The following is a 13,437-nucleotide window of genomic DNA, read 5'->3' on the forward strand; positions in this document are numbered from 1 at the left end:
CGCCCGGTGTGTTTTCGATCTTTCCGAAGGAGGCCCCCCATGGGCGTGAGATCCGCTTTTCTTTTCGTCATCGTGCTGCTCATCGCAGCACTGGCCGCGCTGAACTGGGGCGCGCTGTCGGCGCCTTCGGAGGTGTGGCTGGGCTTCATGACGGTGACCGCACCGCTGGGCCTGCTGATGCTGGGCCTCACCGTGGTGCTGGCCGCGTTCTTCCTGGTCTACGTGCTGTACCTGCACAGCTCTGTGCTGCTGGACACCAAGCGCCACACCAAGGAAATGCAGGTGCAGCGCGACCTGGCCGACAAGGCGGAGGCTTCACGCTTCACCGAGTTGCGCAACTTTCTCGAAGCGCAGGAGAACAAGCACATGGGCCAGAACGCCGACCGCCAGACGGCGCTGCTCGCGCGCCTGGATCAGCTCGAAACCGCGGTGCGCCTGCGCTCCGACCAGACCGACAACACGGTGGCCGCGCACATCGGTCAGCTCGAAGACCGCATCGAGCGCCGGCCGATGCCGCTGGACATCAACCCGCAGGCCTGATGGTGCGCTGACGCTCTGCTGAGCGTCACCAAGCACTTGCGCTCTGCGGAGCGTCGCTTGGTTACTTCGTCGACAACACCCAGGCCGCGAGCTTCTTGGCGTCGGCTTCGTTGACCTGGTTGTTCGCCGGCATCGGCACAGGGCCCCACACGCCGGAGCCGCCCTTCATGATCTTGCTGGCCAGGGTATCGACCGCGCCCTTGTCGTCCTTGTACTTGGCGGCCACGTCCTTGAACGAGGGGCCGAGCACCTTGCGCTCGACCGCGTGGCAGCTCATGCAGTTCTTTGACGTGGCCAGGGCCAGGTCGGCCAGCGCGGGTGCGGCAAGCGCCGTCAGGCCAAGGCCCAGGGCCACCGACAACAGGACTCTTTTCATGGGTTTAATTTGTTAATTGCTAGGTTACATTCGTCTCAACGCGATTGTAGGTAGCGCCGTGCACGGCGCGCGGCTGCGTTGCCAATACAAAACCTGAGGGATTCGCAATGTGGTTTCTGGCGTTGGGCCTGCTGGGCATAGCCCTCAAGTACTTTGAAGTGGGCATGGTGGCCGGCTGGAACTGGTTCATTGTGCTGTCGCCGTTCGCGATGGCGCTCGCATGGTGGGCCTGGGCCGACTGGTCGGGCTACACCAAGCGCCGGGTGATGGAGCGGCAGGACCAGCGCAAGCAGGACCGCATCAACCGGCAGAAGACCAACATGGGCACGAAGACCGGCCCTCGGCGCTGAAGCGGCCAGATCAGCCGTAGCGCCCGAAGCGCATGGGCAGCGAGACCGCCCCACGCGCATTCGGCGCGGCGCACCGGTTCCGCAAGGTCCCGGGCGCCTGATTCCTCAAACCATCAGAACTTGTCGAGCACCGCGCCCGAGCTGGCGCTCGACGCATTGAACGCGAACTTGGCCTGCACGCCGCGCGTGTAGCGCGGGGCAGGGGCCTTCCAGCCTTCGCGGCGCTTGGCAATCTCTGCCTCCGGCACGTTGAGCTCCAGCACCAGCTTGTGCGCGTCGATGGTGATCGAGTCGCCCTCGTTCACGAAAGCGATGGTGCCGCCCGCGGCCGCCTCAGGCGCCACGTGGCCCACCACCATGCCCCAGGTGCCGCCGGAGAAGCGGCCGTCGGTGATCAGGCCCACGCTTTCGCCCAGGCCCGCGCCAATCAGCGCGCCGGTGGGGGCCAGCATTTCAGGCATGCCCGGTCCGCCCTTGGGGCCCAGGTAGCGCAGCACCATCACGTCGCCGGCCACGATCTTGCCGGCCAGGATGGCGGCCAGCGCCGACTGTTCGTCGTCGAACACGCGCGCCGGGCCGGTGATGACAGGGTTCTTCAGGCCGGTGATCTTGGCCACCGCGCCTTCGGGCGACAGGTTGCCCTTCAGGATGGCCAGGTGGCCTTCGGCGTACATGGGCTTGTCGATCGGGCGAATCACGTCCTGGTCGGCGCGCGGCACGTCGGGCACGTCGGCCAGCACTTCGGCGATGGTCTGGCCGCTGATGGTGATGCAGTCGCCGTGCAGCAGGCCGGCCTTCAGCAGCACCTTCATCACTTGCGGAATGCCGCCGGCCTGGTGCAGGTCGACCGCCAGGTACTTGCCCGACGGCTTCAGGTCGCACAGCACCGGCACCTTCTTGCGCATGCGCTCGAAGTCGTCGATGGTCCATTCCACTTCGGCCGCGTGCGCAATGGCCAGAAAGTGCAGCACCGCGTTGGTCGAGCCGCCCGTGGCCATGATGACGGCCACGGCGTTCTCGATGGCCTTCTTGGTCACGATGTCGCGCGGCTTCAGGTCCTTTTTGATGGCCTCGATCAGCACCTTGGCCGACTCCTTGGCCGAGTTGGCCTTTTCGTCGTGCGGGTTGGCCATGGTGGACGAGTAGGGCAGCGAGATGCCCAGCGCCTCGAACGCGCTGGACATGGTGTTGGCCGTGTACATGCCGCCGCAGGAGCCGGTGCCGGGAATGGCGCGCTTCTCGATCTGCAGCAGGTCTTCGTCGCTCATGTTGCCCGCGGCGTTCTGGCCCACGGCCTCGAACACGCTCACGATGTTCAGGTCCTGCCCCTTGTAGCGGCCCGGCAGGATGGTGCCGCCGTACACGTAGATGGCGGGCACATTGGCGCGCAGCATGCCCATCAGGCCGCCGGGCATGTTCTTGTCGCAGCCGCCGACCACCAGCACGCCGTCCATCCACTGGCCGCCCACGCAGGTCTCGATGCAGTCGGAAATGACCTCGCGGCTCACCAGCGAGTACTTCATGCCTTCGGTGCCCATGGCCATGCCGTCGGAGATGGTGGGGGTGCCGAACACCTGCGCATTGCCGCCGGCTTCCTCGATGCCCTCGATGGCCGCGTCGGCCAGCTTCTGCAGGCCGGAGTTGCACGGCGTGATGGTGCTGTGGCCGTTGGCAACGCCCACCATCGGCTTCTTGAAGTCGCTTTCCTCGTAGCCCATGGCATAGAACATGGAGCGGTTGGGCGCGCGGCTCTTGCCTTCGACGATGTTGGCGCTGCGGCGGTTGATCTGGAGCGGTTTGGTGTCCATGGTGTTTCTTGTGTCGTGGGGTGGGGAAAATCGCGAAAGGGGGCACGAGGGGTCCGCGAGGGGCTCAAGTATCCGACTTCTGATTGATTGGTTCCAATCCGATTTGGGGTACGCATTGATATGCTCGGCATATGAAAGAAAGCCTGATCGACCTGCGGGCCTGGCGCCAGTTCGTGGCCGTGGCCGAGGAGCTGCACTTCGGCCGCGCCGCGCTGCGCCTGCACATGACGCAGCCGCCCGTCACGCAGGCCATCGCCCAACTGGAGAAGACGCTGGGCGTGGTGCTGTTCGACCGCACCCGCAGGCGCGTGGCGCTCACGCCCGCCGGCGAAGCCTTGCTGCCCGACGTGCGAGAGCTGCTGGCCCGCGCGCTGGCGTTGCCGGCCCGGGCGCGCGCGGCGGCGGCGGGGCAGGTGGGTCGGGTGCGCATCGCGTTCGTGTCGACTGTCGGCTTCGAGCAGTTGCCGGCCTGGGTGCGCGAATTTCGGGTGCTGTGCCCGGAGGTGGCGCTGGAGCTGGTCGAGGCCACCGGCGACGTGCAGATCGAAGCCTTTGCGCGCGGCGAGATCGACGCCGGCCTGATGCTGCATTCGCCCGGCGCCGCGCCGCCGGGGCTCGCGCGCCTGGCGGTGTCGCTGGAGCCGCTGGTGCTTGCGCTGCCCGAGCGGCATGCGCTGGCCCGCGTGCCGCGCTTGCAGTTGGCCGACGTGCTGGCCGAGCCGCTGGTCATTTTTCCGCGCCGCATCGTGCCTTCGCTGCACGACGCCATCTTCGACCTGTACCACGCGGCGGGGCGGGTGCCTCAGCTCTCGCAGGAGGCGATTCAGATGCAGACCATCGTCAATCTGGTGTCGGGCGGCATCGGCGTGGCCTGGGTGCCGGAGAGCGTCACGCAGTTTCGGCGTGCGGGCGTGGTCTACCGGCGTGCCGCCGAATTTGTGCCGGCCGCACGGCGACGCAGCGCGCCGGTGTTGCCGGCCTGCGAAACCAGCCTGGTGTGGCCCGAAGAGGCGAACAACCCGGCGCTGGCGCGGTTCGTGGCCTTCGTGCGGGAACGCGGGCGCTGACGCGAAAGCCGACACCCGGGCCCGAATGCCCCCGTGCCCGGCGCGACATCCGGCGCGGGCACAATCTGCGCCATGCTCATGTATCCGCAGATCAACCCCATCGCCCTGCAGCTCGGGCCGGTGGCCATTCACTGGTACGGCCTGACCTACCTGGCCGCGTTCGCACTCTTCTACTTTCTGGGCACACGCCGCTTGCACCATGAGCCGTACCGCTCGCTGGTCGGTGCCGGTGCCTGGCAGCGCAAGGACATCGAGGACATTCTTTTCCTTGGCGTGATGGGCGTCATCGTCGGTGGGCGGCTGGGCTATTGCCTGTTCTACAAGCCCGATTTCTATCTCACGCATCCGCTCGAAATCTTGTACGTGTGGCAGGGCGGCATGAGCTTTCATGGCGGCCTGCTCGGCGTGATCGGCGCGATGGTGTGGTTCTCGCATTCGCGTGCGCGCCCGTTCTGGCAGGTGATGGACTTCGTGGCGCCGTGCGTGCCAACGGGCCTGGCCGCGGGCCGCGTGGGCAACTTCATCAACGGCGAGCTGTGGGGGCGCTTCAGCAGCCCCGACCTGCCCTGGGGCATGGTGTTTCCGCAGAGCGGCTCGATGCTGCCGCGCCACCCGTCGCAGGTGTACCAGTTCCTGCTCGAAGGCCTGTTGCTGTTCGCGGTGATGTGGCTCTACGCGCGCAAGGAGCGCAAGCAGGGGCAGGTGGCCGCGGTGTTCCTCATCGGCTATGGCGTGCTGCGCTTCGTGGCCGAGTACTTCCGCGAGCCCGACGACTTTCTCGGCCTGCGCGCGCTCAGCCTGAGCCAGGGTCAGTGGCTCAGCGTGCCGATGGTCATTGCCGGCATCGCGCTGTGGTTCTGGTTCGGCCGCGCCGGCACCAAGACCGCCACCGCACGCGCCTGATCCGTAAGTTCGCAGGGTAAGTCCCAGGCCGCGCAACGGTTGCGCGGCCTTGCGCCGCATTGCTTGCAGGCTCAGAATTACGCGTAATTACAGGAAATTACGCGCGCATCGCGCACCTTGCCATCCGACGATTCCCATGCGCCTGGTCCCCAACTCACTGCACGACGAGGTCGCCGCCACGCTGCGCGAGCAGATCTTCGACGGCACGCTGGCGCCGGGCAGCTTCCTGGACGAGGCCGCGCTGTGCGAGCGGCTCGCCATCTCGCGCACCCCGCTGCGCGAAGCGCTCAAGGTGCTCACCGCCGAAGGCCTGCTGCGCCACGAACCACGGCGCGGCTGCTTCGTCAACGAGGTGACCGAGCGCGACCTCGACGAGATCTTCCCCGTCATTGCGCTGCTCGAAGGCCGCTGCGCCTACGAGGCCGCGCGCAACGCCAGCGACGCCGAGCTGCACGAGCTCGACGCGCTGCACGAGCGGCTGGTGCGCCATGCCAAGGCCCGGCGCATCAACGACTACTACGCCACCAACCACATCATTCACGAGGCGATCATCCAGCTCGCCGACAACAAGTGGCTGGCGCAGGTCATCGGCGACCTGCGCAAGATATTGAAGCTCGCGCGGCTGCAACAGCTGCATGCGCCGGGGCGGCTGGAGCAGAGCCTGTCGGAGCACCTGGCCGTGTTCGCGGCGCTGAAGGCGCGCGACAGCGAAGGCGCCGACGCCGCCATGCGCACCCACATGACACGCCAGCGCGAAGCACTGCGCGAAGTGATGCGCCATCAAAAATCCAGGGTGATGCCGTGACGGCCCCCGCCAACATCGGAGTCCCCCAATGAGTGCGACCGAATGGTTCCAGGCGCGGCTGCGTTCTGGCGAAAAGTCCAAGGTGCCCGTGGCGCCTGAAGGTGCCGCCAAAAGCGCACCCAAGAACGCGCCCAAGCCCAGCGAACGCTCCAGCGCCGAGCGGCTGCAGGTCACGCTGCGCAAGGCCGATGAAGCCTTGACGCCGCGCGCGCTGCGCCGCGTTCTCACCGACCTGCAGGCCGTGATCGACCCGCGCGTGAGCGAGGTAGAGGGCGGCCGCCGGGCCCACGCCATTGCGCAGGCTTACCGCGCCGCCACGCCCGAGGAGCGGCGCGACTACTGGGCGCTGATGAGCGAGCATTTCGCCGCCGATGCGCAAAAGCTCAAGACCGCCCGCGACCAGCACCAGAGCGCGGTCGGCACGCCCGACGAAGGCCAGGCCGAGTTGCGCCTGCGCCGCGCGCTGGTGTCGCCGCGCATGCGCCTGCTGCAGCGCTTTGCGGTCGAGCCCGAGGGCATGCGCTTTCTGGTCGACCTGCGCGCCGACCTGCTGCCCAACCTGAAGGCCGACAAGCGCCTGCTGTCGCTCGACGCCGAGCTGGAGCAGCTTTTTTCCACCTGGTTCGACGTGGCCTTTCTGGAGCTGCGCCGCATCGACTGGGACTCCCCGGCCTCGCTGATCGAGAAGCTCATTCGCTACGAGGCGGTGCACGACATCAAGAGCTGGTCCGACGTGAAGAACCGGCTCGACGACAGCGACCGCCGCTGCTACGGCTTCTTTCATCCGCGCCTGCCCAACGAGCCGCTCATCTTCGTGGAGGTGGCGCTGGTCGACCGCATCAGCGACGGCATCACGCCGCTGTTGGACGAGGCCGCCGTGCCGGTGCTGCCGGCCAAGGCGACCACTGCCATCTTCTATTCGATCAGCAACACCCAGACCGGCCTGCGCGGCGTGAGCTTTGGCGACTCGCTCATCAAGCGCGTGGTCGAGACGCTGCAGGACGAGCTGCCGCGCCTGAAGGCCTTTGCCACGCTGTCGCCGATTCCGGGCTTTCGCACCTGGCTCGCGAAGAACGCCGCCGACCTGCTGCAGCGGCTGGACGACAAACGCGAGGCCGAGCTTGGCCGCCTCGTCGGCTCGCTGCCGCCGACCGCCGAGCGCCTGCTCGCGGCCGTGGACGCGGCCCCCACCTTCGACACCAAATCGCCGCTGCGCCAATGGCTGCTGCAGGCCGCGGCCGAGTACCTGGGCCGCGCGCTGGTCGACGGCACACCGGCCGACCCGGTGGCGCGCTTTCACCTGGGCAACGGTGCGCGCGTGGAGCGGCTGAACTGGGCCGGCGACCCGTCGCCCAAGGGGCACAAGCAGTCTTACGGGCTCATGGTCAACTACCTCTACGACCTCAAGCGCCTGGACAAGCACCGCACCTGGCTGGCAGACGGCAAGGTGGCGGTATCGGGGGACATCGAAAGCCTGTACTTCAAGAAGGGCTGACGGCGTACGCAAGCCGGCAACGGTGCCACAGAGAAACAGCACGCCGGCAGCCGCATGGGGCGGCAAGATCCACAACGACAAGGAGATGAGACAAATGAACCCAGGTTTTCAACGCCGCGACGTCCTGCGCGTGGCCGCCGCCGGTGCGGCCGTTCTGAGCGGTGCCGCGCGCGCCCAGCAAGCGTGGCCGACCAAGCCCGTGACCATGGTCGTGCCCTTTCCCGCGGGCGGCGGCACCGACGCGTTCGCGCGGCCGCTGTCGGGGCAGTTCTCGCGGCTGACCAACCAGTCGCTCATCATCGACAACCGCGGCGGGGCCGGCGGCACGCTGGGTGCGAGCGTGGCCTCCAAGGCCTCGGCCGATGGGTACTCGCTGTTCATGGGCGCGGTGCACCACGCCATTGCGCCTTCGGTCTACCCACGGCTGGACTACGACATCGAAAAAGACTTCGTGCCGCTGATGCTGCTGGCCAATGTGCCGCAGGTGGTGGTGGTCAACCCCAAGCGCGTGCAGGCCACGAGCATCAAGGAGCTCATTGCGCTGGCCAAGGCCAACCCCGGCAAGCTGAACTACGGCTCGGCAGGCGCGGGCACCTCGCACCACCTGGCGGGCGAGCTGTTCAAGCTGCAGACCGGCACCTTCATCACCCACATTCCGTACCGCGGCGCGGGCCCGGCGCTGGCCGACCTGATCGCGGGCAATGTCGACCTGATGTTCGACGGCCTCGGCTCCTCCGCCCAGTACATCAAGAGCGGGCGCATCAAGGCGCTGATGGTGGCCGGCGCCAAGCGCAACCCCGCGTTCCCCGACGTGCCTTGCGCCGCCGAGGTCGGCCTGCCCGACTACACCGTGACCACCTGGTACGGCCTGTGGGCACCCAAGCGGCTGTCGGCCGAGCTGCAGCCGCAGATCGTCGACGAGATGAAGAAGATTCTGGCGGCCGACGACATCAAGAACATCTGGGCGCAAAACGGCTCCGAAATTCCGACCCTCACCGGGCCCGCATTCGGCAGTTTCGTGAGCGCCGAAATCAAGCGCTGGGCCACGGTGGTGAAGGCCTCGGGCGCGCGCATCGAATGACGCTGGGCAGCAGCATTTCCCCGCGCAGTGAAGGCGCCGTTGCGCTGCATCGTGAAGGCGCCATCGCGTTCGTCACGCTGTCGAACCCCGGGCGCCTGAATGCCATGACGCGCGCCATGTGGCGTGAGCTGCGCGCGGTGTTCGACGGCCTGCAGCAGGACCTGCTTCAGAACGACAGCGGCCTGCGCTGCGTGGTGGTGCGCGGCGATGGCGCTGCCTTTTGCGCGGGCGGCGACATCTCCGAGTACCCGTCGTTCCGCTTCGAGGAAAGCAGCCTGCGCGCGTTTCACGAAGACGAGGTGTGGGCCGCGTTGCAGGCGATGCTCGATTGCCCGGTGCCGCTGGTCGCGCAGATCGAGGGCGCCTGCATGGGCGCGGGTGTCGAAATGGCGAGCTGCTGCGACATTCGCCTGGCCGGCGCGGGCGCCAAGTTTGGCGCGCCCATCGCCAAGCTGGGCTTTCCGATGGCGCCGCGCGAAGCCGCGCTGGTGCACGGTGCCATCGGCGATGTGCTCGCGCGCGACATGCTGCTGGCCGCCGGCGTGCACGGCGCGCAGCGGCTGTACGACGCGGGCTTTTTGTTGAAGGTGCTGCCCGACGACGAATTGCCTGCCGCCGTGCAGGCGCATGCAGAGCGCATTGCGGGGCTCGCGCCGCAAACCGCGCGGCTGCACAAGAAGACCTTTGCCGCGCTGCGGGCCGGCGCCACCTCTGCAACCTCTGCCACCTCTCTGAACGGTCTGCACGGTCTGCTGGCCACCGCCTACGACTACGCCGACTCCCCGGAGCACCGCGAGGGCATCGCCGCCTTTCTCGCCAAGCGCACCCCCAATTTCTGAAGTACCCGCCCACAGAAGAACCGATGAAGAAGACCGCCAACGCCAACCTGTTCGCCGCCCTGCGCGCTGCTTTCCCCGCCGACCTCGACAGCATTGCCGTCGAGACCGAAAGCGGCCTGTTCTATTCGTGGCGCGACCTGGAGCGCGCCAGCGCCATGATCGCCAACCTGCTCGACGCGCTCAATCTGGAGAAGGGCGCGCGCATTGCGGTGCAGGTCGAGAAATCGGTCGAGGCGATGCTGCTGTACCTGGCCACGCTGCGCGCGGGCTATGTGTTTCTGCCGCTGAACACCGCCTACCAGAGCGCGGAGATCGAATACTTCATCGGCAATGCCGAGCCGGCCGTGGTCGTGTGCACCAGCCGCAATGCGGCATGGGTCGCGCCCATTGCCACCGCGGCAGGCACCCGGCATGTTTTCACGCTGGACGACGACCGCACCGGCACGCTGCTGGAAGTGGCCGCGCTGTGCAGCGACCAGCATGCCGTGGCGCAGCGCAAGCCCGACGACATGGCCGCCATTCTGTACACCAGCGGCACCACCGGGCGCAGCAAGGGCGCAATGCTCACGCACCGCAACCTGCTGTCCAACGCGGAGGTGCTGAAGGACTACTGGGGCTGGACCGAAGGCGACGTGCTGATCCACGCGCTGCCCATCTTCCATGTGCACGGCCTGTTCGTGGCGCTGCACGGCGCGCTGCTCAACGGCAGCAAGATGCTGTGGTTCTCCAGGTTCGACCCCAAGCGCATCGTGCAGAAGATGCCCGAGGCCACGGTGTTCATGGGCGTGCCCACGCTGTACGTGCGGCTGCTGGCCGAGGCCGGCCTCACGCGCAAGGCGGTGCGCAACATGCGCCTGTTCATCGCGGGCTCTGCGCCCCTGCTCATCGAAACCTTCGACGAATGGCGCGAGCGCACCGGCCACACCATCCTGGAGCGCTACGGCATGAGCGAGACGGCCATGCTCACGTCCAACCCCTACACACCGGCGCAGGGCGAGCGCCGCGGCGGCACGGTGGGCTTTGCGCTGCCGGGCGTGCAACTGCGCGTGCGCGACGACAGCGGGCGCGGCTGCACCACCGACGAAATCGGCAACATCGAAGTCAGCGGCCCCAATGTGTTTTCGGGTTACTGGCGCATGCCCGAGAAGACGAAAGAAGAGTTCACCGCCGACGGCTTCTTCAAGACCGGTGACGTGGGCAAGATCGACGGGCTGGGCTACATCACCATCGTCGGGCGCAGCAAGGACCTGATCATCAGCGGTGGCTACAACGTGTACCCGGCCGAGATCGAGGGCTACATCAACGAGATGGCCGGCGTGGCCGAAAGCGCCGTGGTCGGCGTGCCGCACCCCGACTTTGGCGAGGTGGGCGTGGCCATCGTCATTGCCAAAGCGGGCGCGTCGCTGGACGCGGACGCCATCGTGGCCGAGCTGAAAGCCAAGCTCGCCAACTTCAAGATTCCCAAGCACTGCGTCGTGGTGCCGGAGCTGCCGCGCAACACCATGGGCAAGGTGCAGAAGGCGCTGCTGCGCGCGGAGCACAAGGGGTTGTTCGCGGCCTAGGCTTTGGGGGTGGGGTCGGGTGTGGGGTCGGGCGTGGGTTCGGCCCGCTGGAACACGATGTCCGGCACGGCGGGCTCGAACGGCGCCGCGATGCGGTCGATGCGGCCCTCGCGGTCGTACAGGAAGCTCAGCGCCAGTTCGTCGGGGTGGAACTCGGTGGGCCGGTACGGCGTGGTGAACACGTCGTAGTGCCAATGCGCGAGCGGGCCCGAGCAGGTGCGCCAGCGCCAGGCCAGTCCGCCGGCCTCGCGTGAAATTTCGATGCGCCCGTAGGCCGGGTGGTCGTAGTGACCGGTGTAGTCGTCCAGCGCGTGACTGGGCTGCGTGCCGGTGCGGCGCTTGTCTTCACGGGTGCTGCGCTCCTTGTGCTGCTGCGCAATGAACTCGCGCCGCTTCGGCATGAGGCGGGCGAACCAGTCGATCGGCTCGCGCCCGCTGACCTGGTCGAACACCGCATAGGTGAGCATCGACGTGACCACGCTCGGCGCGCGGTTGGTCAGCACCACCACGCCGGTGCGGTGTTGCGGCATCACCGTCATGAGCGTGCCCAAGCCCAGCCACGAGCCCGAATGGCCGTAGGTACGGTCGCCGCGGTAGTTCTCGCAGAACAGGCCGAAGCCATAGTGCGAGTCGCCAATTTCGGGCTGCTCGGAGCGCGCCATGTGCACATGCGGCGTGCACATCTCGCGCAGCGATTTCACCGACAGCAACTGCTGCCCGTTCACCTTGCCTTCGTCGAGCAGAAAGCGCGCCCATTTCGCGATGTCGGTCACCGACACGTTCATGCCGCCGCCCGCCGTGGTGCGAATGGGCCACAGCGGGGAGGGCGTGCATTCATTGCCGACCATCGCGTGCGGGCGGGCCGCGTCGTCAGCGGCGGCCAGCGCCTCGATGGTGAAGCCGACGTTCTGCATGCCCAGCGGCGCGAGCAGCCGCTCGGTGGTGAAAGCCTCCCAGCTCTGGCCGCTCAGGCGTTCGGTGACCATACCGGCCACCATGTAGCCCAGGTTCGAATACTGGAAGGTGTCGCGCAACTCGCGGCTCGGTGCAAGGTGGCGCAGCAGCGGCAGCATCTGCGCGCCGTCCAGGTCGCCGGGCATGTGCACCCAGTCGTGCCGCGGCAGGCCGCTGCGGTGGCACAGCAGGTCGCGCACGGTGAGCCGCTCGGTCGCCAGTGCGTCGTGCAGTCGGAACTCGGGAATCACGTCTCGCACGGGGCGGTTCCATTCGAGCCTGCCTTCGTCGACCAGCAGGCCCAGGCCCGCCGCGGTGAACGACTTGGTGATGGAGCACAGCAGAAACTGCGTGTCTGCCGTCACCGGATCGGCGCCGCGCATGTCGCGCACGCCGTAGCCTTTTTGCAGCACCACCTCGCCGTCGTGAATCACCGCCAGCGCGAGGCCGGGAATCTTCCACTCCTGCATCGAGGCCTGTACGAGGTTCTCCAGGTTCTCCAGCTTCTCCAGATCGCTCCACATGTCGGGGCCTTGCCGTTGGGGTAGGGGCGCGAATGCTAAGGCATCTGCGCTCCTGCCCGCGGCGCGGAACGCCTTCAGCCCATGCCGTTCATCAGCCCTGTGCGTGCATGGCAGTTGATGTACTCGTAGCTCTGCGCATCGGCCGTCAGCACCGACACCTCGTGGTACACGCGCAGCTGCAGCTGAAAGTTCAGCGCCTGCACATAGCGCATGAAGCTGCCGAAGATGGCCACGTGCGTGGGGTGCGACTCGGCCCAGCGCTCCATGTCGGCCAGCGAGCGCCAGTAGCTCAGGCCGAAAGACTTCTGCAGCGGTGCACCCTGCGCGTCCAGGTGGTGCATGTAGCGGTTGCTGTAGCAGCCGATGCCCAGGCCCTGGTCGCGCAAGAAGTCCATGCCTTCGCGCAGCACCGGCTCCATGTCGTCGAGGTAGAGCGCGCGTTCCTGGCCGGCGGTGTCGGTCCATTCCTGTCCCGATCGGATCACCGCAATGTTCTCGTGGCCCGCAATGCGCACGCGCTGGCCTGGGACCGGCGTGCCGGCGGTGACCGCGCGCGTGCCCGACGGCACCATCGCGTCCGTCTGCGACAGCGGCACGCGGTCGCGCATCGACCCCCAATAGCCGTGCTCCTGCAGCTCGCCGCTGAGTTCACCCATTACCACGCCCACGCCTTCGAAGCGGTCGGGTGTGTTGAACATGGTCTCGAAGCGCTCGACCTGCGGTGAGGCCACTTCGCGGAAGTAGCCCAGGCCCTCGGACAGCCGCTCGTCGGAGCGCCACCATGCATCGATGGCGGGCGTGGCGCACCAGCGTGCATACGCTGCCGCATCGCTCCAGTAGGCGATCGCCACCATGTTGTCGAAGCCGTCGGCGTCGACGAAGTGCGCCAGGTCGTGGTGGCCCGGCCCCTCGGGCAGGGCGAAGTCGCGGGCGATCTTCATCAGTGCGGCGCAGGCGCGGCCCTGCATTGCCGTACCGCGCGACTGCACGCCGAAGTAGCCCATCACCACCTGCGTCACGGCGGTTGGTGCGCGGGCCGACCACACGGGGTAGGGCGGGGTGTAGTCGTCTTCCACGCGCCGGTGGCGCTTGCGGGGGCACCTCAAGTGCTCGGCGATGGCGGATTCCATGGC

At 67.4% G+C, this 13,437-nt stretch carries 13 protein-coding genes; 9 read left to right on the forward strand and 4 right to left on the reverse strand.

Features of this window, described 5'->3' with window-relative positions; all coding sequences use genetic code 11:
* The first annotated feature begins 39 nt into the window (after window positions 1-39).
* On the forward strand, window positions 40-540 hold the full coding sequence (locus tag VLK31_RS07320) for a LapA family protein (protein WP_409167719.1): 501 nt from the start codon (window positions 40-42) through the stop codon (window positions 538-540).
* 61 nt (window positions 541-601) lie between these two features.
* Here the strand turns inward: VLK31_RS07320 and VLK31_RS07325 are convergent, their stop codons facing one another.
* Entirely contained in the window at window positions 602-916 is a 315-nt protein-coding gene (locus tag VLK31_RS07325) for a c-type cytochrome (protein WP_409167720.1), read from the reverse strand.
* A gap of 107 nt (window positions 917-1,023) precedes the next feature.
* On the opposite strand from VLK31_RS07325, the gene VLK31_RS07330 reads away from it, so the two are divergent.
* A complete protein-coding gene (locus VLK31_RS07330) occupies window positions 1,024-1,266 on the forward strand; it encodes a TIGR04438 family Trp-rich protein (protein WP_409167721.1) in 243 nt (80 codons plus the stop codon).
* Window positions 1,267-1,379: 113 nt separating this feature from the next.
* Here VLK31_RS07330 and ilvD read toward each other — a convergent pair whose 3' ends face one another.
* Window positions 1,380-3,074 (reverse strand): dihydroxy-acid dehydratase, encoded by a 1,695-nt coding sequence (ilvD, locus tag VLK31_RS07335; RefSeq protein ID WP_409167722.1) that lies wholly within the window; start codon window positions 3,072-3,074, stop codon window positions 1,380-1,382.
* Between the two features lie 131 nt (window positions 3,075-3,205).
* Here ilvD and VLK31_RS07340 point away from each other — a divergent pair, with 131 nt between their 5' ends.
* The 7 genes from VLK31_RS07340 to VLK31_RS07370 all read left to right on the forward strand — a co-directional run bounded on the left by VLK31_RS07340 (window position 3,206) and on the right by VLK31_RS07370 (window position 10,826).
* Window positions 3,206-4,141, forward strand: coding sequence for a LysR family transcriptional regulator (locus VLK31_RS07340; protein WP_409167723.1), 936 nt, complete (start codon window positions 3,206-3,208; stop codon window positions 4,139-4,141).
* A gap of 72 nt (window positions 4,142-4,213) precedes the next feature.
* Window positions 4,214-5,044, forward strand: coding sequence for a prolipoprotein diacylglyceryl transferase (gene lgt, locus VLK31_RS07345; RefSeq protein ID WP_409167724.1), 831 nt, complete (start codon window positions 4,214-4,216; stop codon window positions 5,042-5,044).
* Window positions 5,045-5,180: 136 nt separating this feature from the next.
* On the forward strand, window positions 5,181-5,849 hold the full coding sequence (locus VLK31_RS07350; protein ID WP_409167725.1) for a GntR family transcriptional regulator: 669 nt from the start codon (window positions 5,181-5,183) through the stop codon (window positions 5,847-5,849).
* Window positions 5,850-5,877: 28 nt separating this feature from the next.
* Window positions 5,878-7,344 carry a malonyl-CoA decarboxylase gene (locus VLK31_RS07355; protein ID WP_409167726.1) on the forward strand — a complete coding sequence of 489 codons (1,467 nt, stop codon included), beginning with the start codon at window positions 5,878-5,880 and terminating at the stop codon, window positions 7,342-7,344.
* Between the two features lie 94 nt (window positions 7,345-7,438).
* A complete protein-coding gene (locus VLK31_RS07360) occupies window positions 7,439-8,425 on the forward strand; it encodes a Bug family tripartite tricarboxylate transporter substrate binding protein (protein WP_409167727.1) in 987 nt (328 codons plus the stop codon).
* Window positions 8,422-9,264, forward strand: a complete 843-nt coding sequence (locus VLK31_RS07365; protein WP_409167728.1) for an enoyl-CoA hydratase/isomerase family protein — start codon at window positions 8,422-8,424, stop codon at window positions 9,262-9,264. Before VLK31_RS07360 ends, VLK31_RS07365 begins: the two co-directional genes overlap by 4 nt.
* A 23-nt stretch (window positions 9,265-9,287) precedes the next feature.
* Window positions 9,288-10,826 (forward strand): malonate--CoA ligase, encoded by a 1,539-nt coding sequence (locus tag VLK31_RS07370; RefSeq protein WP_409167729.1) that lies wholly within the window; start codon window positions 9,288-9,290, stop codon window positions 10,824-10,826.
* Here the strand turns inward: VLK31_RS07370 and VLK31_RS07375 are convergent.
* On the reverse strand, window positions 10,823-12,304 hold the full coding sequence (locus VLK31_RS07375) for a serine hydrolase (protein WP_409167730.1): 1,482 nt from the start codon (window positions 12,302-12,304) through the stop codon (window positions 10,823-10,825). The two genes, VLK31_RS07370 and VLK31_RS07375, sit on opposite strands and share 4 nt — an antisense overlap.
* A gap of 74 nt (window positions 12,305-12,378) precedes the next feature.
* A complete protein-coding gene (locus VLK31_RS07380; RefSeq protein ID WP_409167731.1) occupies window positions 12,379-13,434 on the reverse strand; it encodes a phenylacetaldoxime dehydratase family protein in 1,056 nt (351 codons plus the stop codon).
* Between the last annotated feature and the right edge of the window lie 3 nt (window positions 13,435-13,437).

Source organism: Variovorax sp. H27-G14 (genome assembly GCF_046156345.1).
Lineage (GTDB): Bacteria > Pseudomonadota > Gammaproteobacteria > Burkholderiales > Burkholderiaceae_C > Variovorax.

Coding starts and splice junctions, on each gene's coding strand:
- VLK31_RS07320 (WP_409167719.1), top strand. CDS start 40: ATGGGCGTGAGATCCGCTTTTCTTTTCGTCATCGTGCTGCTCATCGCA.
- VLK31_RS07325 (WP_409167720.1), bottom strand. CDS start 916: ATGAAAAGAGTCCTGTTGTCGGTGGCCCTGGGCCTTGGCCTGACGGCG.
- VLK31_RS07330 (WP_409167721.1), top strand. CDS start 1,024: ATGTGGTTTCTGGCGTTGGGCCTGCTGGGCATAGCCCTCAAGTACTTT.
- ilvD (WP_409167722.1), bottom strand. CDS start 3,074: ATGGACACCAAACCGCTCCAGATCAACCGCCGCAGCGCCAACATCGTC.
- VLK31_RS07340 (WP_409167723.1), top strand. CDS start 3,206: ATGAAAGAAAGCCTGATCGACCTGCGGGCCTGGCGCCAGTTCGTGGCC.
- lgt (WP_409167724.1), top strand. CDS start 4,214: ATGCTCATGTATCCGCAGATCAACCCCATCGCCCTGCAGCTCGGGCCG.
- VLK31_RS07350 (WP_409167725.1), top strand. CDS start 5,181: ATGCGCCTGGTCCCCAACTCACTGCACGACGAGGTCGCCGCCACGCTG.
- VLK31_RS07355 (WP_409167726.1), top strand. CDS start 5,878: ATGAGTGCGACCGAATGGTTCCAGGCGCGGCTGCGTTCTGGCGAAAAG.
- VLK31_RS07360 (WP_409167727.1), top strand. CDS start 7,439: ATGAACCCAGGTTTTCAACGCCGCGACGTCCTGCGCGTGGCCGCCGCC.
- VLK31_RS07365 (WP_409167728.1), top strand. CDS start 8,422: ATGACGCTGGGCAGCAGCATTTCCCCGCGCAGTGAAGGCGCCGTTGCG.
- VLK31_RS07370 (WP_409167729.1), top strand. CDS start 9,288: ATGAAGAAGACCGCCAACGCCAACCTGTTCGCCGCCCTGCGCGCTGCT.
- VLK31_RS07375 (WP_409167730.1), bottom strand. CDS start 12,304: ATGTGGAGCGATCTGGAGAAGCTGGAGAACCTGGAGAACCTCGTACAG.
- VLK31_RS07380 (WP_409167731.1), bottom strand. CDS start 13,434: ATGGAATCCGCCATCGCCGAGCACTTGAGGTGCCCCCGCAAGCGCCAC.